The organism is Photobacterium sp. HL06, from assembly GCF_059552575.1.
Window position 1 is genome coordinate 288,739 of sequence record NZ_CM183914.1, and the last position, 24,156, is coordinate 312,894.

At 47.9% G+C, this 24,156-nt stretch carries 37 protein-coding genes; 31 read left to right on the forward strand and 6 right to left on the reverse strand.

The window, feature by feature from the left end:
* The first annotated feature begins 47 nt into the window (after positions 1–47).
* From tuf to AC51G0_RS01510, 31 genes are all read left to right on the forward strand, one after another.
* Entirely contained in the window at positions 48–1,232 is a 1,185-nt protein-coding gene (gene tuf / locus AC51G0_RS01360; protein WP_496300388.1) for an elongation factor Tu, read from the forward strand.
* 249 nt (positions 1,233–1,481) lie between these two features.
* The gene (gene bfd, locus AC51G0_RS01365) at positions 1,482–1,673 is read left to right on the forward strand and encodes a bacterioferritin-associated ferredoxin (RefSeq protein ID WP_496300389.1); all 192 of its coding nucleotides are present in this window, start codon (positions 1,482–1,484) and stop codon (positions 1,671–1,673) included.
* A 543-nt stretch (positions 1,674–2,216) separates the two neighbouring features.
* Positions 2,217–2,528: a 30S ribosomal protein S10 gene (gene rpsJ / locus AC51G0_RS01370; protein ID WP_002541412.1), complete on the forward strand. Its 312-nt coding sequence runs from the start codon at positions 2,217–2,219 to the stop codon at positions 2,526–2,528.
* 14 nt (positions 2,529–2,542) lie between these two features.
* Entirely contained in the window at positions 2,543–3,172 is a 630-nt protein-coding gene (gene rplC, locus AC51G0_RS01375) for a 50S ribosomal protein L3 (protein WP_075762925.1), read from the forward strand.
* Positions 3,173–3,188: 16 nt separating this feature from the next.
* Positions 3,189–3,791 (forward strand): 50S ribosomal protein L4, encoded by a 603-nt coding sequence (gene rplD / locus AC51G0_RS01380; RefSeq protein ID WP_128786456.1) that lies wholly within the window; start codon positions 3,189–3,191, stop codon positions 3,789–3,791.
* Positions 3,788–4,090: a 50S ribosomal protein L23 gene (rplW, locus tag AC51G0_RS01385; RefSeq protein WP_075762923.1), complete on the forward strand. Its 303-nt coding sequence runs from the start codon at positions 3,788–3,790 to the stop codon at positions 4,088–4,090. The genes rplD and rplW overlap by 4 nt, the downstream gene beginning before the upstream one ends.
* Positions 4,091–4,108: 18 nt before the next feature.
* On the forward strand, positions 4,109–4,933 hold the full coding sequence (gene rplB, locus AC51G0_RS01390) for a 50S ribosomal protein L2 (RefSeq protein WP_428452907.1): 825 nt from the start codon (positions 4,109–4,111) through the stop codon (positions 4,931–4,933).
* An 18-nt stretch (positions 4,934–4,951) separates the two neighbouring features.
* Positions 4,952–5,230 carry a 30S ribosomal protein S19 gene (rpsS, locus tag AC51G0_RS01395; protein ID WP_005302795.1) on the forward strand — a complete coding sequence of 93 codons (279 nt, stop codon included), beginning with the start codon at positions 4,952–4,954 and terminating at the stop codon, positions 5,228–5,230.
* Positions 5,231–5,240: 10 nt separating this feature from the next.
* A complete protein-coding gene (rplV, locus tag AC51G0_RS01400; RefSeq protein ID WP_107283401.1) occupies positions 5,241–5,573 on the forward strand; it encodes a 50S ribosomal protein L22 in 333 nt (110 codons plus the stop codon).
* A gap of 19 nt (positions 5,574–5,592) precedes the next feature.
* Positions 5,593–6,282: a 30S ribosomal protein S3 gene (rpsC, locus tag AC51G0_RS01405; RefSeq protein WP_128786454.1), complete on the forward strand. Its 690-nt coding sequence runs from the start codon at positions 5,593–5,595 to the stop codon at positions 6,280–6,282.
* 11 nt (positions 6,283–6,293) lie between these two features.
* Positions 6,294–6,704 (forward strand): 50S ribosomal protein L16, encoded by a 411-nt coding sequence (gene rplP, locus AC51G0_RS01410; RefSeq protein WP_496300390.1) that lies wholly within the window; start codon positions 6,294–6,296, stop codon positions 6,702–6,704.
* Positions 6,704–6,895 carry a 50S ribosomal protein L29 gene (gene rpmC / locus AC51G0_RS01415; protein WP_007469134.1) on the forward strand — a complete coding sequence of 64 codons (192 nt, stop codon included), beginning with the start codon at positions 6,704–6,706 and terminating at the stop codon, positions 6,893–6,895. Before rplP ends, rpmC begins: the two co-directional genes overlap by 1 nt.
* Entirely contained in the window at positions 6,895–7,149 is a 255-nt protein-coding gene (rpsQ, locus tag AC51G0_RS01420) for a 30S ribosomal protein S17 (RefSeq protein WP_428452904.1), read from the forward strand. Before rpmC ends, rpsQ begins: the two co-directional genes overlap by 1 nt.
* Before the next feature lie 164 nt (positions 7,150–7,313).
* Complete coding sequence (gene rplN / locus AC51G0_RS01425; protein ID WP_075762918.1) at positions 7,314–7,685, forward strand: 50S ribosomal protein L14; 372 nt, start codon at positions 7,314–7,316, stop codon at positions 7,683–7,685.
* 10 nt (positions 7,686–7,695) lie between these two features.
* Entirely contained in the window at positions 7,696–8,010 is a 315-nt protein-coding gene (gene rplX, locus AC51G0_RS01430) for a 50S ribosomal protein L24 (RefSeq protein ID WP_107283396.1), read from the forward strand.
* Positions 8,011–8,027: 17 nt separating this feature from the next.
* Positions 8,028–8,567: a 50S ribosomal protein L5 gene (rplE, locus tag AC51G0_RS01435; RefSeq protein WP_075762916.1), complete on the forward strand. Its 540-nt coding sequence runs from the start codon at positions 8,028–8,030 to the stop codon at positions 8,565–8,567.
* Between the two features lie 15 nt (positions 8,568–8,582).
* Positions 8,583–8,888 carry a 30S ribosomal protein S14 gene (gene rpsN / locus AC51G0_RS01440; protein ID WP_496300391.1) on the forward strand — a complete coding sequence of 102 codons (306 nt, stop codon included), beginning with the start codon at positions 8,583–8,585 and terminating at the stop codon, positions 8,886–8,888.
* A 35-nt stretch (positions 8,889–8,923) separates the two neighbouring features.
* Complete coding sequence (gene rpsH / locus AC51G0_RS01445; RefSeq protein WP_128786449.1) at positions 8,924–9,316, forward strand: 30S ribosomal protein S8; 393 nt, start codon at positions 8,924–8,926, stop codon at positions 9,314–9,316.
* Positions 9,317–9,328: 12 nt separating this feature from the next.
* Positions 9,329–9,862: a 50S ribosomal protein L6 gene (rplF, locus tag AC51G0_RS01450; protein WP_496300392.1), complete on the forward strand. Its 534-nt coding sequence runs from the start codon at positions 9,329–9,331 to the stop codon at positions 9,860–9,862.
* A gap of 9 nt (positions 9,863–9,871) precedes the next feature.
* Entirely contained in the window at positions 9,872–10,225 is a 354-nt protein-coding gene (rplR, locus tag AC51G0_RS01455) for a 50S ribosomal protein L18 (RefSeq protein WP_068330631.1), read from the forward strand.
* A gap of 12 nt (positions 10,226–10,237) precedes the next feature.
* Positions 10,238–10,735, forward strand: a complete 498-nt coding sequence (gene rpsE / locus AC51G0_RS01460) for a 30S ribosomal protein S5 (protein ID WP_107349865.1) — start codon at positions 10,238–10,240, stop codon at positions 10,733–10,735.
* Positions 10,736–10,740: 5 nt separating this feature from the next.
* Positions 10,741–10,920: a 50S ribosomal protein L30 gene (rpmD, locus tag AC51G0_RS01465; protein ID WP_048900858.1), complete on the forward strand. Its 180-nt coding sequence runs from the start codon at positions 10,741–10,743 to the stop codon at positions 10,918–10,920.
* Between the two features lie 5 nt (positions 10,921–10,925).
* Positions 10,926–11,360: a 50S ribosomal protein L15 gene (gene rplO / locus AC51G0_RS01470; RefSeq protein WP_496300393.1), complete on the forward strand. Its 435-nt coding sequence runs from the start codon at positions 10,926–10,928 to the stop codon at positions 11,358–11,360.
* 22 nt (positions 11,361–11,382) lie between these two features.
* Positions 11,383–12,708 carry a preprotein translocase subunit SecY gene (gene secY / locus AC51G0_RS01475; protein ID WP_496300394.1) on the forward strand — a complete coding sequence of 442 codons (1,326 nt, stop codon included), beginning with the start codon at positions 11,383–11,385 and terminating at the stop codon, positions 12,706–12,708.
* A 29-nt stretch (positions 12,709–12,737) separates the two neighbouring features.
* On the forward strand, positions 12,738–12,851 hold the full coding sequence (gene rpmJ, locus AC51G0_RS01480; protein WP_005417265.1) for a 50S ribosomal protein L36: 114 nt from the start codon (positions 12,738–12,740) through the stop codon (positions 12,849–12,851).
* A 145-nt stretch (positions 12,852–12,996) separates the two neighbouring features.
* Positions 12,997–13,353 (forward strand): 30S ribosomal protein S13, encoded by a 357-nt coding sequence (rpsM, locus tag AC51G0_RS01485; RefSeq protein WP_107349869.1) that lies wholly within the window; start codon positions 12,997–12,999, stop codon positions 13,351–13,353.
* Positions 13,354–13,372: 19 nt separating this feature from the next.
* A complete protein-coding gene (gene rpsK, locus AC51G0_RS01490; protein ID WP_005370963.1) occupies positions 13,373–13,762 on the forward strand; it encodes a 30S ribosomal protein S11 in 390 nt (129 codons plus the stop codon).
* 27 nt (positions 13,763–13,789) lie between these two features.
* Entirely contained in the window at positions 13,790–14,410 is a 621-nt protein-coding gene (gene rpsD / locus AC51G0_RS01495) for a 30S ribosomal protein S4 (RefSeq protein WP_496300395.1), read from the forward strand.
* Between the two features lie 23 nt (positions 14,411–14,433).
* Entirely contained in the window at positions 14,434–15,423 is a 990-nt protein-coding gene (locus AC51G0_RS01500) for a DNA-directed RNA polymerase subunit alpha (RefSeq protein WP_128786441.1), read from the forward strand.
* 33 nt (positions 15,424–15,456) lie between these two features.
* Entirely contained in the window at positions 15,457–15,837 is a 381-nt protein-coding gene (rplQ, locus tag AC51G0_RS01505) for a 50S ribosomal protein L17 (RefSeq protein WP_496300396.1), read from the forward strand.
* Between the two features lie 91 nt (positions 15,838–15,928).
* On the forward strand, positions 15,929–16,927 hold the full coding sequence (locus tag AC51G0_RS01510) for a glycosyltransferase family 4 protein (protein WP_496300397.1): 999 nt from the start codon (positions 15,929–15,931) through the stop codon (positions 16,925–16,927).
* Here AC51G0_RS01510 and AC51G0_RS01515 read toward each other — a convergent pair.
* The 6 genes from AC51G0_RS01515 to AC51G0_RS01540 form a co-directional block, all read right to left on the reverse strand.
* On the reverse strand, positions 16,912–18,384 hold the full coding sequence (locus AC51G0_RS01515) for a SpoIIE family protein phosphatase (protein ID WP_496300398.1): 1,473 nt from the start codon (positions 18,382–18,384) through the stop codon (positions 16,912–16,914). The genes AC51G0_RS01510 and AC51G0_RS01515 overlap by 16 nt on opposite strands.
* Positions 18,385–19,080: a P-loop NTPase family protein gene (locus AC51G0_RS01520; protein WP_496300399.1), complete on the reverse strand. Its 696-nt coding sequence runs from the start codon at positions 19,078–19,080 to the stop codon at positions 18,385–18,387.
* Positions 19,077–21,167, reverse strand: coding sequence for an SLBB domain-containing protein (locus tag AC51G0_RS01525; RefSeq protein WP_496300400.1), 2,091 nt, complete (start codon positions 21,165–21,167; stop codon positions 19,077–19,079). Before AC51G0_RS01525 ends, AC51G0_RS01520 begins: the two co-directional genes overlap by 4 nt.
* Positions 21,164–21,943: an OmpA family protein gene (locus AC51G0_RS01530; RefSeq protein WP_496300401.1), complete on the reverse strand. Its 780-nt coding sequence runs from the start codon at positions 21,941–21,943 to the stop codon at positions 21,164–21,166. The genes AC51G0_RS01525 and AC51G0_RS01530 overlap by 4 nt, the downstream gene beginning before the upstream one ends.
* Before the next feature lie 4 nt (positions 21,944–21,947).
* A complete protein-coding gene (locus AC51G0_RS01535; protein ID WP_496300402.1) occupies positions 21,948–22,256 on the reverse strand; it encodes an STAS domain-containing protein in 309 nt (102 codons plus the stop codon).
* Between the two features lie 62 nt (positions 22,257–22,318).
* On the reverse strand, positions 22,319–24,151 hold the full coding sequence (locus AC51G0_RS01540; protein ID WP_496300403.1) for a sugar transferase: 1,833 nt from the start codon (positions 24,149–24,151) through the stop codon (positions 22,319–22,321).
* Positions 24,152–24,156: the final 5 nt, after the last annotated feature.

A 24,156-nucleotide genomic window follows, 5' to 3' on the forward strand; every position in this document is an offset into this window, starting at 1 on the left:
CCCCTAACCTAGTAGGGGGCGTATCTTAACTAGGAAGGAACACGATTGTGTCTAAAGAAAAATTTGAACGCGTAAAACCGCACGTTAACGTTGGTACAATTGGCCACGTCGATCACGGTAAAACAACTCTAACTGCTGCTATCTGTACTACACTTGCAAAAGTGTACGGTGGTCAAGCTAAAGACTTCGCATCTATCGATAACGCTCCAGAAGAGCGCGAGCGTGGTATCACAATCTCTACTTCTCACGTAGAGTACGATACTCCAACTCGTCACTACGCACACGTTGACTGCCCAGGACACGCCGATTACGTTAAAAACATGATCACTGGTGCTGCGCAGATGGATGGTGGTATCCTAGTTGTTGCTGCAACTGATGGCCCTATGCCACAGACGCGTGAGCACATCCTTCTTGGTCGCCAGGTTGGTATCCCTTACATCATCGTATTCATGAACAAATGTGACATGGTTGATGATGAAGAGCTACTAGAACTAGTAGAAATGGAAGTTCGTGAACTTCTTTCTGAGTACGAATTCCCAGGTGATGACTGCCCAGTAATCATGGGTTCTGCTCTAGGCGCTCTAAACGGCGAGAAAGAGTGGGAAGACAAGATTGTTGAACTAGCTGAAGCTCTAGATAACTACATCCCAGAGCCAGAGCGTGCAATCGATCTACCATTCATCCTTCCTATCGAAGATGTATTCTCAATCCAGGGCCGTGGTACTGTTGTAACTGGTCGTGTTGAGCAAGGTATCATCACTGTAGGTGACGAAGTTGCTATCGTAGGTATCAAAGACACTACTACTACTACTTGTACTGGTGTTGAGATGTTCCGTAAGCTTCTTGACGAAGGCCGTGCTGGTGAGAACGTTGGTGTTCTTCTACGTGGTACTAAGCGTGACGAAGTTGAGCGTGGTCAGGTTCTTGCTAAGCCAGGTTCAATCACTCCACACACTACTTTCACTTCAGAAATCTATGTTCTTTCTAAAGATGAAGGCGGTCGTCACACTCCTTTCTTCAAAGGTTACCGTCCACAGTTCTACTTCCGTACAACTGACGTAACTGGTACTATCGAGCTACCAGAAGGCGTTGAAATGGTAATGCCTGGTGATAACATCTCTATGACTGTTACACTAATCTGCCCAATCGCAATGGACGAAGGTCTACGCTTCGCTATCCGTGAAGGTGGCCGTACAGTTGGTGCTGGTGTTGTTGCTACAATCGTTGCTTAATTTTAAGTAACCATTGAACAACTGATAAAAGGGAGCTTAGGCTCCCTTTTTTGTGCCTGCCATTTTTAGAATGAAGTAAATCACTGCTTTATAGTGCCTTGTTAGGTGGACATTGCTGTGTATATATTTTTAAAAGGGTATTCCTCTATAGCTAATAACAGATCTATCTAAAAGCGGTGCAGTTTTACGTGGTAATGGAAACCATTCTCGTTTATATTGCTTCAATCAACTTTGAAAGATGGAATTGAAATGTACGTTTGCCTATGCCACGGGATTTCCGACAAGAAAATAATGAAGCTGACACAGGAACACGGGATCACTGATGTTCGTGGTATTCGCCAAATTACCCCACTTGGCTCGCAATGTGGCAAATGTATCAGAAGTGCTAAGGAAGTCATCGAAGAGACCGTCGCGGTTACCACCCTTAAAAAAGCCAGTTAGTTTCCTTATTGGCTGGTATCCCAATTTCAATAACTCTTGATAATCCCACTCTGTTTGCTACTCATCTGTCACGACGGTAAAGATGAGTATCATAAGCTCGGACAGGAGAGGGCAGTTAACGCTGAAGATAACAAGGTGGCACCCTCTTTCGCTTGACACGAGTACGCTTATATTAAAATAGTTCACGCTTCACGCTTCACGCTTCACGCTTCACGCTTCACGCTTCACGCTTCACGCTTCACGCTTCGACGCTTCTCGCATATGATTATTTTTCCAACAGGGGTTGCGCTTAAAAGTGTGATCTGTATAATGCACCGCACTGTCTCATTGAAGACGGTTGTGAACCAATAAGCACCGAGGAAAAAATCGTTATTAATAACGGTTTTACAATGTACACTCTGACTTATGTTCGCAGTCATTAGATTGACTGACAATGTATCCAAACGGGATACTACGTTCACATAAATCAATCGGCATTCCCTCGTCTTATCGAGTGTGAGTGGCGATATTGTTTGTGTAATTTTTTATTTGGAGCTCTGTCTCATGCAGAACCAACGTATTCGTATCCGCCTAAAGGCGTTCGATCACCGTTTGATCGACCAGTCTACTGCGGAAATCGTTGAAACAGCTAAGCGTACTGGCGCGCAGGTTAAGGGTCCAATCCCACTACCTACTCGCAAAGAGCGTTTCACTGTTCTTATTTCTCCACACGTTAATAAGGACGCACGTGACCAGTACGAAATCCGTACTCACAAGCGCCTTATCGACATCGTTGAGCCAACAGACAAAACTGTTGATGCTCTTATGCGTCTAGATCTAGCTGCTGGCGTTGACGTCCAGATCAGCCTAGGTTAAGGGGAGATAAGAGAATGATTGGTCTAATCGGTCGTAAAGTGGGCATGACCCGCGTATTTACCGAAGATGGCGTTTCTATCCCAGTAACTGTGGTTGAAGTTGAAGCAAACCGCGTTTCTCAGGTTAAATCTGTAGAAACTGACGGCTACAACGCAATCCAGGTAACTACTGGTACAAAGAAAGCTAACCGTGTTTCTAAGCCAGAAGCTGGCCACTTTGCGAAAGCAGGTGTTGAAGCGGGTCGCGGTCTTTGGGAATTCCGTCTAGAAAACAATGAAGAGTTTGCTGTTGGCGCTGAGCTAAACGTTGAACTTTTCAATGACATCAAAAAAGTAGACGTTACTGGTACATCTAAGGGTAAAGGCTTCCAGGGTGGCGTTAAGCGCTGGAACTTCCGCACTCAAGATATGACCCATGGTAACTCCTTGTCTCACCGTGCACCGGGTTCAATTGGCCAATGTCAAACTCCAGGTCGCGTATTTAAAGGCAAGAAAATGGCTGGTCACATGGGTGCTGAGCGTGTAACAACTCAGAACCTAGAGATCGTACGTGTTGACGCTGAGCGCAATCTGCTTCTTATTAAAGGTGCAGTACCAGGTGCTACAGGTGGCAACGTGATCGTAAAACCAGCTGTTAAAGCGTAACGTCAAGGAGTTAGTAATGGAATTGGTAGTCAAAGGCGCTGATGCGCTAACTGTCTCCGAAACTACTTTTGGGCGTGATTTCAACGAAGCGCTAGTACATCAGGTAGTTGTTGCATACGCAGCAGGTGCTCGTCAAGGTACTCGTGCTCAGAAAACTCGTTCTGACGTTTCTGGTGGTGGTGCTAAACCATGGCGCCAGAAAGGTACAGGTCGCGCTCGTGCAGGTACAATTCGTAGCCCACTATGGCGTACAGGTGGTGTAACTTTTGCTGCTCGTCCTCAGGACCACAGCCAAAAAGTTAACAAAAAAATGTACCGCGGTGCTATGAAGAGCATTCTTTCTGAGCTAGTTCGTCAAGAGCGTCTAATCGTTGTTGATAACTTCTCTGTAGAAGCACCAAAAACTAAAGAGCTAGTAGCTAAGCTGAAAGAGCTTGAGCTTACTGATGCTCTAATCGTAACTGGCGATTTAGATGAAAATCTATTCCTTGCAGCACGTAACCTATACAAAGTAGACGTACGTGATGCAGCGGCAATCGACCCAGTTAGCTTGATTGCTTTCGATAAAGTTGTGATGACTGCTGCTGCAGTTAAGCAGGTTGAGGAGATGCTAGCATGATCACTGAAGAGCGTATTTTAAAAGTTCTACGTGCTCCGCACATCTCTGAAAAAGCGACCATGGCTGCTGAAAACGGTAACACTATCGTATTCAAAGTAGCGATGACAGCAACAAAGAAAGAGATCAAAGCAGCAGTTGAAAAACTGTTCGAGGTTGAAGTTAAGTCTGTAAATACTCTTGTAGCCAAGGGTAAGACCAAGCGTCAAGGTATGCGTGAAGGCCGTCGTAGCGACTGGAAAAAAGCGTATGTTATCTTGAAAGAAGGTCAAGACATCGACTTCGCTGGTAGTGCAGAGTAAGGCTAGGAGCAAAGAAGAATGGCTATTGTAAAATGTAAGCCGACTTCCCCAGGTCGTCGCCACGTAGTAAAAGTGGTTAACTCTGACCTGCATAAGGGTAAGCCGTACGCACCACTACTAGAGAAAAAATCTAAGTCAGGTGGTCGTAACAATAACGGTCGTATCACAGTACGTCACATCGGTGGTGGTAACAAGCAACACTACCGCATGATCGATTTCAAACGTACTAAAGATGGCATCCCAGCGAAAGTTGAGCGTCTTGAATACGATCCAAACCGTAGCGCAAACATTGCTCTAGTTCTGTACGCAGACGGTGAGCGCCGCTACATCATTGCACCTAAAGGTCTTCAGGCGGGTGATACCATCCAGTCTGGCGCAGATGCTGCTATCAAAGTTGGTAACACACTACCAATGCGCAACATCCCAGTAGGTTCAACAGTACACTGTGTTGAACTTAAGCCTGGTAAAGGTGCTCAGCTGGCTCGTTCAGCTGGTGCATACGCTCAGATCATTGCACGTGCAGGCACTTATGTGACTCTACGTCTACGTTCTGGTGAAATGCGTAAAGTTCTTGCTGAAGGTCGTGCGACTCTAGGTGAAGTTGGTAATGCAGAACACATGCTACGTGAGCTAGGTAAAGCTGGTGCTTCACGCTGGCGCGGTGTTCGTCCAACTGTACGTGGTGTTGTAATGAACCCAGTAGATCACCCACACGGTGGTGGTGAAGGTCGTACATCAGGCGGTCGTCACCCAGTTACACCTTGGGGTGTTCCTACTAAGGGTTACAAGACTCGTAAGAACAAGCGTACCGACAAGTACATCGTACGTCGTCGTAACAAGTAATTATAAAGAGGATACGCCATGCCACGTTCTCTCAAGAAAGGTCCATTTATTGACCTACACTTGCTGAAGAAGGTAGAGAAAGCGTTGGAAAGCGGTGACAAAAAGCCTGTTAAGACTTGGTCCCGTCGCTCAATGATCATCCCTCAGATGATCGGTTTGACCATCGCTGTCCATAATGGTCGTCAGCACGTTCCTGTTTTCGTTTCTGAAGAAATGATCGGTCACAAGCTAGGCGAATTTGCACCAACACGTACTTATCGCGGCCACGCTGCAGATAAGAAAGCTAAGAAGCGCTAAGGAGTAAGTAATGGAAGCTATCGCTAAACATCGCTTTGCTCGCATTTCGCCGCAGAAAGCTCGTTTGGTTGCAGATCAACTGCGCGGTAAGCCAGTTGCTCAAGCTCTAGAAATTCTTCAATTCAGCAACAAGAAAGCTGCTGAGCTGATCAAGAAAGTTCTAGATTCTGCTATCGCTAACGCAGAACACAACGAAGGCGCAGACATTGATGATCTTAATGTCGCTAAAATCTTCGTTGACGAAGGTCCTACCATGAAGCGTATTATGCCTCGTGCTAAAGGCCGTGCCGATCGCATCTTGAAGCGTTCTAGCCACATCACTGTTGTTGTAGCAGACCGCTAAGAGATTAGGAGAGAAAGCAATGGGTCAGAAAGTACATCCTAATGGTATTCGTCTAGGCATCGTTAAGCCTTGGAATACCACTTGGTTTGCTAACAGCCAAGAGTTCGCTGACAACCTAGACGGCGACTTCAAGGTACGTCAGTTCCTTACTAAAGAACTGAAAAAAGCGTCTCTATCACGCATCGTTATCGAGCGTCCTGCTAAGAGCATCCGTGTGACTATTCACACTGCTCGTCCAGGCGTAGTAATCGGTAAGAAAGGTGAAGACGTTGAGAAACTACGCGCTCGCGTTGCTAAGATCGCTGGTGTTCCAGCTCAGATCAACATCGCTGAAGTACGTAAGCCAGAGCTAGACGGTCAACTAGTTGCAGATAGCATCGCTTCTCAGCTAGAACGTCGTGTTATGTTCCGTCGCGCTATGAAGCGTGCAGTTCAGAACGCTATGCGTCTTGGCGCTAAAGGTATCAAGGTTCAAGTAGGTGGTCGTCTAGGCGGCGCTGAAATCGCACGTTCAGAGTGGTACCGTGAAGGTCGTGTACCTCTACACACTCTTCGTGCTGACATTGATTACGCAACTTCTTCGGCTCACACCCAATACGGTGTAATCGGCGTTAAAGTTTGGATCTTCAAAGGTGAAGTTCTAGGCGGTATGCCAATTGAAGAGCCTAAGGCTGACAAGCCTAAGAAGCAGCGCAAAAGCCGTAAATAAGGAGTTTATTGATGCTGCAACCTAAACGCACTAAATTCCGCAAGACTTTCAAAGGTCGTAACCGCGGTTTAGCGAACGGTACTGATGTAAGCTTTGGTTCTTTTGGTCTTAAAGCAGTTGGCCGTGGCCGTTTGACTGCTCGCCAGATCGAAGCAGCTCGTCGTGCTATGACTCGTCATATCAAACGTCAGGGCCAAGTTTGGATTCGTGTATTCCCAGACAAACCTATCACATCTAAGCCTCTTGAAGTTCGTCAAGGTAAAGGTAAAGGTAACGTAGAGTACTGGGTTGCACAGATTCAACCAGGTAAGGTTCTTTATGAGATGGATGGTATTCCTGAAGAACTAGCGCGTGAAGCATTTAACCTTGCTGCACGTAAGCTACCAATCAAGACTACATTCGTAACTAAGGCGGTGATGTGATGAACGCACAAGATCTGCGCGCTAAAAGCGTTGAAGAACTGAATGCTGAGCTTGTGAACCTGCTACGTGAACAGTTCAACCTGCGCATGCAGGCTGCTACTGGTCAACTACAGCAGACTCACACTCTGAAAGCAGTACGTCGCGATATCGCACGTGTTAAAACCGTTCTGACTGAGAAGGCTGGCGCATAATGAGCGAACAAATTCGTACTCAGCTTGGTCGTGTTGTTAGCGACAAAGGCGACAAGTCTATTGTTGTTGCAATCGAGCGTAAAGTGAAGCACCCGATCTACGGTAAGTACATCACTCGCACGACTAAACTTCACGCACATGACGAAAACAACGAGTGTGGCCTAGGCGACACAGTTGAAATTCGTGAGTGTCGTCCACTGTCTAAGACTAAGTCTTGGACACTGGTACGCGTAGTTGAAAAAGCTCGCGTTTAAGCGAACTTAGCAACTTACTAATACAGCGGCCCTGGAAATATTTAGGGCCGTTTATTTTTTGTCTACCCATCGGTCGAAAATGGTGTTATTATTCGCCGCCTTTGAAAGAAAAGGTCTTCCGACCCGAGATGGGTCCAGACGTTTAAAATAAGCGGAGCACTAACATGATCCAAATGCAAAGTACGCTTGACGCAGCCGATAACTCCGGCGCTCGTCGCGTAATGTGTATTAAGGTTCTGGGTGGTTCTCACCGCCGTTACGCACACATCGGTGATATCATCAAGATTACTGTGAAAGAAGCAATTCCTCGCGGTAAAGTTAAGAAAGGTGATGTTCTGAAGGCGGTGGTTGTTCGCACCCGTAAAGGCGTTCGTCGCCCAGACGGCTCTGTCATTCGCTTCGACCGTAATGCTTGTGTATTGTTGAACGACACTACAGAGCAACCAATCGGTACTCGTATCTTTGGCCCAGTGACGCGTGAACTTCGTAATGCGAAATTCATGAAAATCGTTTCACTAGCGCCAGAAGTACTGTAAGGAGTAAAAAATGGCAGCTAAAATCCGTCGCAATGACGAAGTTATCGTTCTTACCGGTAAAGATAAAGGTAAGAAAGGTAAAGTAACTAAGGTTCTAGCAACCGGTAAAGTTATCGTTGAAGGTATCAACCTTGTTAAAAAACACCAGAAGCCGGTTCCGGCAATGGGTGTACAGGGTGGCATCGTTGAACAAGAAGCAGCTATTGATGTTTCTAACGTTGCAATCTTCAATGCTGAAACTGGTAAAGCGGACCGTGTAGGCTTCCGATTTGAAGACGACAAAAAAGTTCGTTTCTTTAAATCTAATAGCGTAACGATCAAGTAACTTTGGAGTAGTACACTATGGCGAAACTGCATGATTACTACAAAGAGACTCTAGTAAAAGAACTTGCTGAAAAGTTTGAATACCAGAGTATCATGCAAGTCCCAAGGATCGAAAAAATCACACTTAACATGGGTGTGGGTGAAGCGATCAACGACAAGAAGCTTCTAGAGAATGCTGCTGCTGACATGACTGCTATCGCAGGTCAGAAGCCGCTTATCACTGTAGCACGCAAGTCTGTTGCTGGCTTTAAGATCCGTGAGGGCTACCCTATTGGCTGTAAAGTAACCCTGCGTGGCGAGCGCATGTGGGATTTCTTCGAGCGTCTAATTTCAATTGCTGTTCCTCGTATTCGTGATTTTCGTGGTCTAAACCCGAAATCATTCGATGGACGTGGTAACTACAGCATGGGCGTTCGTGAGCAGATCATCTTCCCAGAAATCGATTACGATAAAGTAGATCGTGTACGTGGTCTTGATATCACTATCACAACATCTGCGAAATCTGACGAAGAAGCTCACGCTCTACTATCTGCTTTTAACTTCCCATTCCGTAAGTAAAAGTAAGGGTTACATATGGCTAAAGAATCAATGAAGGCACGCGAAGCTAAACGTGCCAAGCTTGCAGTTAAGTTCGCTGAAAAGCGTGCAGCACTTAAAGCTCTAATTAGTGACGTGAATGCGTCTGAAGAAGATCGCTGGAATGCAGTGCTTAAACTTCAGTCACTACCACGTGATTCTGCGAAGTCTCGTCAGCGTAACCGCTGTTGTCAGACTGGACGTCCACACGGCTACCTACGTAAATTCGGTCTAAGCCGTATCAAGGTTCGTGAAGCTTGCATGAAAGGCGAGATTCCGGGTCTGCGTAAGGCTAGCTGGTAATTAGTTGCCAATTTAGAATCACGGAGTATTGACTTATGAGCATGCAAGATCCGATTTCGGATATGCTGACCCGTCTTCGTAACGGTCAGGCAGCGAAAAAAGTTGCTGTTAAAATGCCATCTTCTAAGCAGAAAGTTGCAATCGCAGCGCTTCTAAAAGAAGAAGGTTTCGTGGCTGACTACACTGTTATCGGTGAAGTTAAGCCAGAGCTAGAAGTTACTCTTAAGTACTTCGAAGCGAACCCAGTTATCGAGCAAATCCAACGTGTATCACGTCCTGGTCTGCGCATCTACAAGAAAAAAGATGCTCTACCATCAGTGATGGGTGGCCTTGGTATTGCTGTTGTATCCACTTCCAAGGGTCTTATGACCGACCGCGCTGCTCGCAAAGCGGGTCTTGGCGGTGAGATTATCTGCTACGTAGCATAATAGGAGTAGGAAATGTCTCGTGTTGCAAAAGCACCTGTAGTTATTCCTGCCGGCGTAGAAGTTAAACTCAACGGTCAGGAAATCACTGTTAAAGGCGGTAAAGGCGAACTAGTTCGCGTTATCAACGAAGCAGTTGTATTGTCCCAGGAAGAAAACACCATCACTTTCGGTCCACGCGAAGGCGTTGCTAACGCTTGGGCACAAGCAGGTACTGCTCGTGCACTAGTGAACAACATGGTTGTTGGTGTTACTGAAGGCTTTACTAAGAAGCTTACTCTTAAAGGTGTTGGTTACCGTGCGAACGTTGCTGGTTCGACTGTTAACCTAACCCTAGGCTTCTCGCACCCAGTTGCGCATGAACTACCAGCCGGTGTCAAAGCTGAATGCCCATCACAAACTGAAATCGTACTAACTGGTACTGATAAGCAGGTGATTGGTCAAGTAGCGGCAGATATCCGCGCTTACCGTAGCCCTGAACCTTATAAAGGTAAAGGTGTTCGTTACGCCGACGAAGTCGTGCGTACTAAAGAAGCTAAGAAGAAGTAAGGTAACACTATGGATAAGAAAGCATCTCGTATCCGTCGTGCGACCCGAGCACGTCGTAAGATTGCTGAACTGGGCGCAACTCGCCTAGTTGTACACCGTACTCCACGTCACGTGTACGCTCAGGTAATCGCACCAAATGGCTCTGAGGTTATCGCTGCCGCTTCTACCGTAGAAAAAGCGATTCGCGAGCAGGTTAAGAGTACTGGTAACAAAGACGCTGCTGCAGCTGTAGGTAAAGCTATTGCTGAGCGCGCGATTGAAAAAGGCATCTCTAACGTTGCATTCGATCGTTCTGGTTTCCAATACCACGGCCGTGTAGCTGCACTAGCAGAAGCTGCTCGTGAAGCTGGTCTGAAATTCTAAGGTAGGCGGAAGATGGCTAACGAAAAAACACAATCAGATTTGAATGAAAAGCTGATCGCTGTTAACCGTGTATCTAAGACGGTTAAAGGCGGACGCATTTTCAGCTTTACTGCACTAACAGTAGTTGGTGACGGTAACGGTCGCATCGGTTTTGGTTACGGTAAGGCACGTGAAGTTCCTGCTGCAATCCAGAAAGCGATGGAAAAAGCACGTCGTAACATGGTTACTGTTGCGCTAAACGACGGTACTCTACACCACGCTGTTAAAGGCCGCCACACTGGTTCTAAAGTGTACATGCAGCCTGCATCAGAAGGTACTGGTATCATCGCCGGTGGTGCAATGCGTGCAGTGCTAGAAGTTGCGGGTATCCGTAACGTACTAGCTAAAGCATACGGCTCTACAAACCCAATCAACGTTGTTCGCGCAACAATTGATGGTTTGAGTGGCATGAACTCTCCAGAAATGATCGCAGCTAAGCGTGGTCTTTCTGTTAAAGAAATTCTGGAGTGATCGACATGGCTAAGACTATTAAAGTAACACAGACAAAGAGCTCTATCGGTCGTTTACCGAAGCATAAAGCATCTTTGCGTGGCCTAGGCCTTCGTCGCATCAACCACACTGTTGAACTTGAAGATACTGCTTGCGTACGCGGCATGATCGCTAAAGTTTACTACATGGTTAAAGTAGAGGAGTAATCAGAATGCGTTTGAATACTCTATCGCCAGCTGCAGGTTCTAAGCCTTCAGCTAAGCGCGTGGGCCGTGGTATCGGTTCCGGTCTGGGTAAAACTTGTGGCCGTGGTCACAAAGGTCAGAAATCACGTTCAGGTGGTTCTGTACGTCCAGGCTTCGAAGGCGGTCAGATGCCTTTGAAACAGCGTCTACCAAAATTCGGTTTTACTTCTCGTAAGAGCTTGGTAACAGCTGAAGTTCGTCTAGCTGAGCTAGCGAAAGTTGAAGGTGACGTAGTAAGTCTTGAAACTCTAAAGGCTGCGAATGTAATCACTAAGGACATTAAGTTCGTGAAAGTTGTACTTTCTGGTGAGATCGCTCGCAACGTTACAGTTAAAGGCGTACGCGTGACTAAAGGCGCTAAAGCTGCAATCGAAGCTGCAGGCGGTAAAATCGAGGAATAATTAACTCGAGGATGAGGTACAGATGGCTAAACAACCAGGACAAGATTTTCGTAGTGCACAAGGTGGCCTAGCAGAGCTTAAGACTCGCCTGCTATTCGTATTAGGTGCTATCTTAATTTTCCGAGCGGGCTCTTTTGTGCCTATTCCTGGTATTGACGCTGCTGTACTTGCCGATCTGTTCGAACAGCAAAAGGGTACCGTCATTGAACTGTTTAACATGTTCTCTGGCGGTGCACTTGAGCGTGCTTCCATCTTGGCACTGGGTATTATGCCGTATATTTCGGCCTCTATTATTATCCAGTTGCTAACGGTTGTTCATCCGGCATTAGCCGAGTTGAAAAAGGAAGGGGAGTCTGGCCGTCGCAAGATTAGTCAGTACACCCGTTACGGCACGCTTGTGTTGGCAACCTTCCAAGCAATTGGTATTGCAACGGGGTTACCAAGTATGATCCCTGGCCTGGTTCTTAATCCAGGTCTAGGATTTTACTTTGTCGCGGTAGTGAGTTTGGTTACCGGTACCATGTTCTTAATGTGGTTAGGTGAACAAGTTACTGAGCGTGGCATTGGTAACGGCATTTCGGTAATTATCTTTACCGGTATCGTTGCTGGTTTGCCGCCAGCTATTGGACAGACTGTAGAGCAAGCACGTCAAGGTGAATTGCACGTACTTCTTTTACTGTTAATTGCAGTTATTTCTTTCGCTGTGATTTATTTTGTAGTGTTCATGGAGCGTGGTCAGCGTCGTATCGTCGTTAACTATGCCAAGCGTCAACAGGGCCGTCGTGTCTTTGCCGCACAGAGCACTCACCTGCCGTTGAAAATCAACATGGCAGGGGTTATTCCAGCGATTTTTGCATCAAGTATTATTCTGTTTCCGGGTACGCTGGCTCAGTGGTTCGGTCAGAATGAAAACCTAGGCTGGCTAAGTGATGTTTCACTGGCACTAAGCCCAGGACAGCCACTTTATGTGATACTTTTTGCTGCTGCGATTATTTTCTTCTGTTTCTTCTATACCGCGTTGGTGTTTAACCCTCGCGAGACAGCTGATAACTTGAAGAAGTCTGGTGCGTTCGTACCTGGTATTCGCCCGGGTGAGCAGACCGCGAAATATATAGATAAAGTGATGACACGCCTAACCCTTGCGGGAGCGTTGTATATAACCTTTATCTGTCTGATCCCCGAGTTTATGATGATTGCATGGAATGTCCGCTTCTATTTCGGCGGTACATCGCTACTGATTGTAGTTGTAGTTATTATGGACTTCATGGCTCAAGTTCAGACACATCTGATGTCTCAACAATATGAGTCTGTTTTGAAAAAGGCTAATCTTAAAGGCTCAGGCCGCTAAGACTGGTTATCCATTTACGGAGTTTAGCAATGAAAGTTCGTGCTTCCGTTAAGAAAATCTGCCGCAACTGTAAAGTTATCAAGCGCAACGGTGTTGTGCGTGTAATTTGCGTTGAGCCAAAGCATAAACAACGCCAAGGTTAATAAGCAGAAATATTTCTTGCAAATTGAAGGTAGGTTGGCTAAATTAGCCAACCAATCTTTTGTGTGTGCAAAAGAATTGTTCCACCGCTGCGTATCCTAAACGGGCTCTGCAGCGGTTATTCTTGTAAAGTACTAGGAGTGAATAGTGGCCCGTATTGCAGGCATTAACATTCCTGATCAGAAACATTCTGTAATCGCTCTAACAGCGATCTACGGCATCGGTAAAACCCGCTCTCAAGCTATTCTAGCTGAAGTAGGTATTGCTGAAGATGTTAAGATCAGTGAACTGACTGAAGAGCAGATCGATCTACTGCGTGATGGTGTAGCTAAGTACACTGTAGAAGGTGATCTACGTCGTGAAGTATCCATGAACATCAAGCGTCTTATGGACCTTGGTTGTTACCGTGGCCTTCGTCATCGTCGCAGTCTACCACTACGTGGACAGCGTACTAAAACCAACGCTCGTACCCGTAAGGGTCCGCGCAAGCCGATCAAAAAATAATCGGATAAGGTAGAGTACAATGGCAAAACAACCAACTCGCGCTCGTAAGCGCGTACGCAAGCAAGTAGCTGATGGCGTTGCGCATATTCATGCTTCTTTCAATAACACAATCGTAACCATTACTGACCGTCAAGGTAACGCTCTATCTTGGGCTACTGCAGGTGGTTCTGGTTTCCGTGGTTCTCGTAAATCTACTCCGTTCGCTGCACAGGTTGCTGCTGAGCGTTGTGGTGAAATGGCCAAAGAATATGGCGTTAAGAACCTGGAAGTTATGGTTAAGGGCCCTGGTCCTGGTCGTGAGTCTACAATCCGCGCTCTAAACGCAGCGGGTTTCCGTATCACTAACATTGTTGATGCGACTCCGATCCCTCATAACGGTTGTCGTCCACCTAAGAAACGTCGCGTATAACGTTTCTAGGAATATTGGAGAAAGAACATGGCAAGATATTTGGGTCCTAAGCTGAAGCTTAGCCGTCGCGAAGGTACTGACTTATTTCTTAAGTCAGGTGTACGCGCGATTGATACCAAGTGTAAAATCGATAACGCACCGGGCATGCATGGTGCGCGTCGCGGTCGTCTATCTGATTACGGCGTTCAGCTTCGTGAGAAGCAGAAAGTTCGTCGTACATATGGCGTACTAGAAAAACAATTCCGTAACTACTACAAAGATGCTGCTCGCCTTAAAGGCAACACAGGTGAAAACCTGCTTCAGCTTCTTGAAGGTCGTCTAGATAACGTAGTTTACCGCATGGGCTTTGGTGCAACTCGCGCTGAATCACGTCAGCTGGTAAGCCACAAAGCGATCCTAGTTAACGGTACAGTCGTAAACGTTCCTTCTTTCAAGGTAGCGGCAAACGACGTTGTTAGCATTCGTGAGAAAGCTAAGAACCAAGCACGCATTAAAGCAGCTCTAGAAGTTGCTACTCAGCGTGAACTACCGACTTGGGTCGAAGTAGACAGCAGCAAACTAGAAGGTACTTTCAAGCGCCTTCCAGAACGTTCTGATTTGTCTGCCGACATCAACGAACACCTGATCGTCGAGCTTTACTCTAAGTAAAGCTATAGTTAAGAGAGGACACAATGCAGGGTTCTGTAACAGAATTTCTTAAGCCGCGTCTTGTTGATATTGAACAAGTTAATACGACGCACGCAAAAGTAACTCTTGAGCCACTAGAGCGCGGTTTCGGCCACACTCTAGGTAACGCTCTACGTCGTATTTTATTGTCTTCAATGCCGGGTTGTGCCGTAACTGAAGTTGAGATCGACGGTGTGTTACACGAGTACAGCACCAAAGAAGGAGTACAGGAAGATGTTCTTGAGATCCTTCTAAACCTTAAAGGTCTAGCCGTTAAGGTTGAGGGTAAAGACGAAGTTATCCTTACTCTGAACAAATCTGGTGCAGGCCCTGTTGTTGCAGGTGACATCACCCACGACGGTGATGTTGAGATTGCGAACCCAGAACACGTAATCTGCCATCTAACTGATGACCATGCTGACATCAGCATGCGCATCAAGGTAGAACGTGGTCGTGGCTATGTACCAGCGTCTGCTCGTATTCACACAGAAGAAGATGAGCGCCCAATTGGTCGTCTGCTAGTTGATGCAACTTTCAGCCCAGTTGACCGTATCGCATACGCAGTAGAGGCAGCACGTGTTGAACAACGTACTGACCTAGACAAGCTTGTTATCGATATGGAGACAAACGGTACGCTTGATCCTGAGGAAGCTATTCGCCGCGCAGCAACAATTCTTGCTGAGCAGCTGGATGCATTCGTAGATCTACGTGATGTACGAGTTCCTGAAGAGAAAGAAGAGAAGCCGGAGTTCGATCCGATCCTACTGCGTCCTGTAGACGATCTTGAACTAACTGTTCGCTCTGCTAACTGTTTGAAAGCAGAAGCGATCCATTACATCGGTGATCTTGTTCAGCGCACTGAGGTTGAGCTTCTTAAAACGCCAAACCTTGGTAAGAAGTCTTTGACAGAAATCAAAGACGTACTGGCATCACGTGGTCTGTCTCTAGGTATGCGCCTAGAAAACTGGCCGCCAGCATCAATCGCTGAAGATTAATAGTTACTGATATCTAGTTAGAAGGATTAGGTCATGCGCCATCGTAAGAGTGGTCGTCAACTCAACCGCAACAGCAGTCATCGCAAAGCGATGTTCAGCAACATGGCTAGCTCTCTGGTACGTCACGAACTTATCAAGACTACCTTGCCTAAGGCAAAAGAGCTACGTCGCGTAATTGAGCCATTGATTACCCTAGCTAAGACAGACAGTGTTGCTAACCGTCGTCTTGCATTCGCACGTACTCGTGATAACGAAGTTGTTGCGAAACTATTTAACGAATTAGGTCCACGTTTTGCTCAACGTCCGGGCGGTTACACTCGCATTATGAAATGCGGTTTCCGTACTGGCGATAAAGCCCCTATGGCTTACATTGAGCTAGTAGATCGTCCTGAAACTCAGGAAGCTGCTGAATAAGCACTAGCACGTTAAATTAAAAGAGGCCGAGTCTTAGACTCGGCTTTTTTTTTGCATAATTTTTACCATCTACAGCGTGGGAGGGTTATGTATGGTTTTCTTATTGGTCGACAGTTCTGGTTTTGGTGGTATAGAAAGCCATGTCCAGCAACTGGCGTTGCTCATCCAACAGCAAAATGTTGCTGTTGAAGTTGTCTTTATCCGCCGTTATCCCGCCCACCCCCAATATGCCTCATTAACACAACATCAGATCCCTTTCCGTTTTTTATCAGATAGCTCCAGCTATGAATTCTTTCATGCGCTTACCCACAGGGATGTTATCCATGCTCATGGTTACAAGGCATCACTGATTGCCAGGCTGTATCGCTTGCTTGCTCCTTACCATCTAGTGACGAGCTTTCATGCCGGTGAGGCGGTTTCAGGCAGACTTGCGATCTATGAGGGATTAAACCGTTTTACCAGTTTCCTTTCTCGTAACATTGCCGTTAGCCAGCGGATCCAGAACACCATCCCTTTCAACTGCGAATTGCTCCGCAATTTCATTTCTGCCCTTCCTCGTATTCACCAAAGGCAGCGTCATGCTATGTTGCAGGTTGGGTTTGTCGGGCGGTTGAGCCTTGAGAAAGGCATTGATCGGTTTGCCCTGTTGAGTCGGCATCACCCTAGCTGTCAGTTTCATGTCTTTGGTCATGGGGGGCTCGCGTCAATCATAGAGGAACAGCCCACTATTAATTGGCACGGCGCTGTTGATTCAATGAGCGGGTATTGGTCGCAGTTGGATTTACTTGTCCTTAGCTCCCGGGCAGAAGGATTGCCGATGGCGGCACTTGAAGCTATGGCTCATGGCGTGCCGGTTATCGCGACCAATGTGGGGGAGCTAGAAAGCCTATTGCCATCGAGAAGCCTCGTTGCTGAGCCTCAGTGGGAGCTGCTTTCTGTGTTAATCGATGATCTTGATCTTGCCGGAGATGTTGCCTGGCAACAACTGTCACAGTCTTCACAGCATCGTGTGGCTAGCCATTTTTGTGCCGACAGCCGATGGCCTCAGTTGGCTGAGATATACCAGCTAAATCGCTATATTTCTTCATGAACGCCATGCAGTATCGTGACTACACTGCAGTCATCTGTAGGGGTTTGCGGGGTGCGTTGCCATAAATAGTGGTGCCGCTGATGTGGAGCTAAGGCCCGAATCTTGCGAAGCTCGTATTCTGGCCATTGCCCTTCATAGAACCCGTCGCTATAACAGTGAAGGCTGTCTCCTTCTGAAAGTTGAACTTGCCTGTATGTAACTTCTAGATCCTCGAATAACCCCAGTAAGCCCATCCCTGCCTCGATAACCTGATATTCACGATTGAACAAAATGGGGTTTGGCATCCCCGCATTATAGATGGTTAGCTTGTTATCGGCCGAGAGGTGTAAAATGATAATACAAATCAGGTTGCTCGTTTCGCTGGTTTGGTAGAGGTAGCTATTGAGTGACGCGCAGAGTTGCCGTGGTGAAATTTCAGAGTTGTACAACAGGCCGATGATAAAACCGAAGCATACCGAACCATTAACTTTTGCGGCCAGCCCATGTCCCATCTGATCACCGAGAATGATCAGCTGTGAACCATCTGCTAGCTGCCGCTGCATCACAAAATCCCCACCGATTTGAGGTTGCTGGTTGATGAGTAGCTGCAGTGGAGCGGGTAGCGGCTGAATAGCCGTATGGCTGGTGTTAGGGGTGAGCTGCTGCTGTAGCTGGGTTTCGAAGGAAGTGGTTAAGTGATTGTGGCGCTCAAGCACACGGTCTAAGACGCTTAACAGGTGGGGCTTGGTGATAGGCTTTGCCAAGAAGTCATCGATACCTGACTGTGCGGCGGTACTGAGTGTATTGTTCATTGTGTCACCAGACAGAAAAATGAACGGTAGCATTTGGTGGCGTCCTATCGCCGCCACCTCGTTGCGAAAGTCAAAGCCATTAATTTCCGGCATATGTAAATCGGCAAGAGCTAAATCACAGTGGTTGTTGGTGAGCCAAAGCAGTGCTTCACTGGCCTGGCTGAACAGGGCGAGTTGATAATCCTGCTCAAGGAAACTGGCCAGTAAAGCCAGTTGGCTGTGGCTATCATCGACAATGACGATTTGGCGCTGCTGTTTTTGTTTGGGGAGCCGAAAGCATATTTGGTTGTATTCTTGATGGCTTTGGTACTCAAAATTGGGGAAAGTCGCCTGGATCAGAGCGAGTCCCATTCCATTTTCAATCACGCTATCTGGCAGCTCTACAGCTTCCAGCCGCGCCTTCAGTTCAGCCCAGGCAGACCCGTCATCTTTGATTATAAAATAATGGTGCTGCCCTGATTTTCCGTAGCTGATAGTGACGTTGTTTGCTACCTCAGCTTGGTGATCAAGCAGGTTCGTGCAGTACTCGCTGCAAACCAGTTTGATATTCTGGATCAGTTCTGGGGTGAGGTTCAGAGCCTTGCCTTTGTCTGCCAAGACACTGCGGATAGGTTTCAGGTTGCCATAGCTAAGCGTAAACTGGCGTTGAAAAAGGGTCTGAATCATCTATTGATACTTTCCTAGCAGCAGTGGGTTATGCTCCAGATAGCGGATCAAGCTGCGTTTGATCCGATTGGGGAACCAGCGGGCCTTGCCGTTGAGTACCCGAATAATTTCCTGGGCGAGGGAAGGGTTATGCTTGTCATTGATCAGTGTTCCAAGTAAGTGGATACCGCCTTGCTCCAGCTTTTTCATGCTGGTTAGCAATTCGCTTTCCGTGGTTTGTGCCGCGGCAAGGCAGAGAATGGAAGCGTCACTATGATGACTGATTGCAGTGATAGGCAAGTTTTGCCAGTTGGCTGTGCTAATTGTACCGATATCACAGACGATATAGTGATAGTCCTTTTTCCAGCGCTCTATTGCGCTGGCGAGTATTTGCGGTTGGCGAAGATCGAGAATAGTACGCTGGCTGCTGGGCTGGGGCAAAATATCGAGCTGGGGAGCAAGATGGATTAATGCTTCTGGCTCTCCCGTTCCATCGCTATGCCATGGACTGGCAGGGTAGCCTTGCCCGGATCCGGACAGATCAAGATCGATCAACAATACTTTGTTCTGGTCCTCGGCACAGCGTCTGGCCAGCCACTGACATTGGGTTGATGTTCCACACCCTGAACTGGCACCCGCCAAGGTAATGACCCGGGCATCCAGTTGATGGATCTTGTGGAAAAGCTGGTCGAACTCCACACTTAGCCATGGCTTCATAGTGCTGCTCCTAGGGCGATGAGGGTGAACAGCCCCAGAACGTCACGCAGCCCCTGTCGCCATTGTTCACCGATAGAGTCACTTCTATTGGGGACGTAAACCGTATCGCCGGGGCGAAGTAGGGGGAGCGGGTAGTTACCAGGGTCGATAACATAGTCTCGCAGATTGAAGGTTTGTGCCTGATCACCACAGCAGGAAGTATTCACGATCATGATCCGCTCGATATAGGCCTCGTCAGATGGACCTCCTGCTTCGGCCAGAAGATCAAGGATACTCATCTGGTTATTGAAGGTATAGCGGCCGGGTTTGTTGACCGATCCCATCAGTCTTACCACTCGCTCGGCGGGGTTATCCAGCCAGTTGCCTTCTTGCTTGGGGAGGTAGATGACATCTCCTGGCACGACTACAGGCAGTAGGCTTTCATCTCCGGTTTGAAAGTACAAAGACAGGTTGAGTTTGGTGACTTTGGCATGACTGCCACTTCGGTGGCTGATCCGGATCTGGCGAAGATCGGCATTACCATTGGGGCCGTCTGCAGCCGAAAGGATATCAAGGAAACCGAGTTCGCGGTTGAAGGCATAGCGACCCGGTGCCCCGACTTGACCGAAGACATAAATAGAGTCATCGGCGGACTGGCGGATCCAGCTGGATTTGTTGTCCGTAGGATCGTGGGGCAGCTCGTCGATAATGATCGTGTCGCCGGCTTCAAGCCGGGGTAACTGGGTAAAGCTGCCGCCCTCGTTGATAAAATTATCCAGATCGAAATAGATCACATTGTCCGATATTACCTGGTTTTCCCGCAGCAAGCGGATATTACTGAGATTGGCCTGCTGCTTGGGGCCACCGGCATGGGCTAGGACATCGAGAAAACCCATGCTGTCATTCCACTCGAAGCGGCCGGGATTGTTGACCGCTCCGATGATCTTGATGGCACGCTCATTGGTTACCTTGAGCCAGGACTTTTCGTTGAAGTCGATTTTTTCCGGGATGAAAATGACATCGCCAGGCTGGATAGGGGGGAGCGGGTACTGGCTGGGCTTGCGGGTGTACTCGACGAGGTTAATGCTGACCGGGGCCTTAATATTACTGAGCAGCTTGATATGTGTGGTATCAGCAAAGCGGGTTGGCCCGCCAGCATTGGCAAGTACATCGATAAAGCCGGTACCGGGAGAGCTTTCATACGCGCCGGGTGCCTTGACTTCCCCCATAACATAGACGGTTCGTGAGGTGGTATTGATGTCTTCGACTTCGATCGGTGCAAAAATTGTCGTGCCCGGCTTGATTGGAGGTAGATCGCTGGTATCTCCGGTATCAAGGTAGGCTTTTAGGTCAAACTGATAAGGAACACTGTCTGTTATTACCCGTATTTTGGTGACATCGGCGTAGCGGGTAACACCATCAGCTCGCATTAGGGCATCCACAACGGTCATATCCGGTTTGAAACTAAAGGTGCCGGGATTACGCAGCTCACCGAAAATGGTGATCCCTTGCTCTTCGTCAGCATCACCACCTTCGCGTAGCGAGGCGGCATCAAACTTGACCTCGATATTGCCGAGCAGGGGAGAGGTGGGAACAAAAATGGTATCACCGCTTTTAAGGGCCGGGAGCAGAGAGGGCTCACCGGAGTCAAGGTATGACTTGTAATTGAAAACCTGCGTGTTGTCATTTCGGATGAGCCTGAACTGATCCAGCTGTGCCCCGGGCCTTGCTCCTCCGGCTGCAGCGACAGCCATTTGGATGTTGCTGCCGGGTTTGAGCGAGACCATGCCAGGTTGCTCAACATAACCGAGCACGCGGATCCGGATCAGGTGCTCCATGATACTGAGCTCGAATTCATCCAGGTTTCGGTAGACAGCACTCAACCTTCTCCTGATCCGCTGCTCGGCTTCTTCGACGGTTAACCCAGCTACGGTGATCAGCCCAACCTCAGGAAGCCGGAGCTGTCCCTGATCATCAATGGTAAAGGGAGTGTCAAAAGCGCTCTCACCGGGTAGCTGCAGGTAAATGCGATCACCGGGGGTCAGGGTTGTTCCCCATGCCGGAGCGATGATGAACAGAAGCAGCAACAGCGGTAAGCGTTTTCTCATAGCGACTCCCGAACTGCATGCCAATCTTGCAGCGAGTAAACGCGGTGCATTGAGCGGGTATGGTGTTCGACAAGTACTTTTGCATTCACCTTTCGGTTACTGAGCCGCTGGGTGCGAGAGCGGGGATCTTCGATTGATTTCTCTTCTCCTGCGCTAAAGATGGTTACCTGGTTGGCATCTACGCCTTGTTCGATCAAATAACGTCGCACAGCCTCAGCGCGCCTCATGCCTAGCTGGTAGTTGCTTTGGTTAGTGCCGATGGTGTCGGTATGGCCTGTAAGTTGGAGATGCCAATGGCTCTGGCGCTTTAATATTGAAGCAGCACGGCGTAGTGCTTGCTGGTAATCGGGCAATAGTTTGGCGCGATTAAACGCAAACTGGTTGTCTATTCGCATTAGCAGCAGAAATTTATCCCTGAGCTCTATTTCTGAGTAACGGGGATTGAGGCACTGGGTGTGGTATTCCAGCCAGTCCATTTGGCGCTGGATCTTGCCAAACTGGGTTTGGTATTCCAGCAGGGTAATATCGGCGTCATCGCTGAATCCGGCTTTTGCCTCCTGACGGGCTTTGCTGTACAGATTTTCCAGCTGTTGGTACTGACCGGGAAGACAGATTTTTGCTCCCCGGGTAGCCAAGAGTTGTAGCTCGAAATCATGGTGTTCCAGCTCCAGCCATTGATCCATGTCCGGCGGGGTGTAGGGATTCTCGCTGGAGGTAGGCCAGGTTGTACAGCCACTGATCGTCAGGATCAGAAATAGGCTCGGCAGTTTGTCCATAGTATTACAACTCCGCAGAAGTGATCAGTGGGATCACCTTGTCTATCCGTAACATTTGCATCAGCTGTCGTGGCTGTCCGTTGACATTGAGTAGGCGTAATTTTTTGCCTCTGCTTTTCAATCGTTTGTATAAGAAAACAATGGCACCTATTCCGCAGGAGTCAATAAATTGTATTTGTGTCATGTCGAGTACCAACTCGTCTTCTTCAGTTTGGCTCAACGACTCAAATTCCGGCTCCATTTCTCTGGCGATATGGGCATCAAACTCATCATGTATCGGTAATGTGATTACAGCTCCTGTTATTGCTTGCATACTAACCTCTCGTCTGGAAATAATCTGAACCTGTTAGTAAGCAATACAAGTGATATGCCAACTTATTGCCCGCGTTTGGATACCATGATGTAAACAGTTTTGAAAATGATATAGAGATCCATTCTAAGCCATTGAAATGGAGAGCCTAACGCCACTGCGTAAGCATGGTCCCAAGCGATCTTGTTTTTCACGTCATCAAGGCAGCTATCATAGCCCTGGTTCACCTGTGCCAGGCCGGTTATTCCAGGGCGCAACCCTGCCGTCCTTTCCAGGTAAAACGGCAATGCATTTTGCAAATCGCCACACATTTCAGGACGCTCAGGTCTCGGGCCGATTAAAGACATATCCCCCCTTAATACATTGATAAATTGGGGAAGTTCATCCAACCGGGTTGCTCGCAGGAAGCGACCGATACGAGTGATACGAGGATCATTCTGGGTTGCCCATACGGCACCTGATTGGGTTTCGGCATTATGGGTCATGGTGCGGAACTTAATGACTTTAAATAGCTCAGCCTTGTCTTCGGTGATCCGGCCAACCCTTAGCTGGTGGTAGAAGGCCGGTCCAGGTGAGTCGAGCTTGATAAGGATTGCCAGCAGGGGCCAAAGTGGCAGAGTAAGAAGAAAACCCGTCATGCTGAGAATGATATCGCTGCTGCGTTTCAGAAGCTGTGTTGACTGGGTTTGGTAATTCGACAAAGGAGGCCGATGGCGCCAGCCCTGACGGAACTGGCCGCCTAGGTAGCGGAGCATACCGAGTAGTGAAGAGAAATATCCCCCAATAAAATAGTGCAGCTTATCTGTTGGGCGGCTATGGATACCGGCAAGGGGAAGCAGAGCCGATAGGTAGACGAAGCATTGCAGTGCTAATAACCCTTTGGCCAATAACACACCTTGTAAGGCCATGAGAGAACTCAGCGCTAAATAGGCCAATAAAATAAAGGGCATGACCGTTCGCAATCCCTTGCCCGAGCTAAATAACCAACGTGCCCTGTGATGACGGCTTTTGAGGAGAAAGCGGCAGCGTATGAGTTGCTGCAGGTTGCCGGCACCTATACGCTGGCGGCGCTGGTGGTTGTGCTGGTTGTTGGTCGGGGTGAGTTCGACGCTGTTTATACTCTGATTGAAAAAGACATTATAGCCTTGCTTGATCACCATCATCGGTAGCATGAAGTCATCATTGATGGTGTCTTCCGGAAGAGGCGCAAACAGTTGAGAGCGCATGATGTAAAAAGCACCATTGCCTCCCATGACATTACCAAGGCGTGATTCGGCATAACGGATGTTATTCTGCCATTGCCAGTACTGCTCTTCACCCGGGGTCGCTTCAGCCAACAGGTAGCAACAGGTCATCGCACCGGTTTGCGTGTCATGAAAACTTGCCGCGGCCTGCTTTAATGCATCAATGGAGATCAATGCCGACACATCACTTAAGGCGATGAGCTCTGCCTGCGGTTTAGCGAGCGCCATCAGCTGGTTGATTCGGGCGAGTTTGCCATGGTTATTGGCTTCCTCAATTGTGTGTAGCTGGATCCCCGCGGCTTTAAATTTGTCTTGCCAGGCTTCGATTATCTTTGCGGTCTTATCGGTACAGCCATCACAGCAAATCCATATGGAAAGTTGCTCAGGCGGGTAATCGAGCATCAGGAGGTTGGCCAGTTTGGCTTCTATGCATTGCTCTTCGTTATGAGCCGGCATTACCAGGGCGATTGAAGGGAACTGCCTATTCCTTTCACTTGTTAGAGGATCGCCTGCTGACTTGTGGTTAGCTGAACTAGCGCTGGGGGTATCAGGGCTGCGGCGTCGACCAAACCAGATCATCATGCTGGTGTAGATCACATGGTGATAGACGATGAGCAGGGTAAGAAATACTAATAAAATCCATTCGAACACCATCGTTA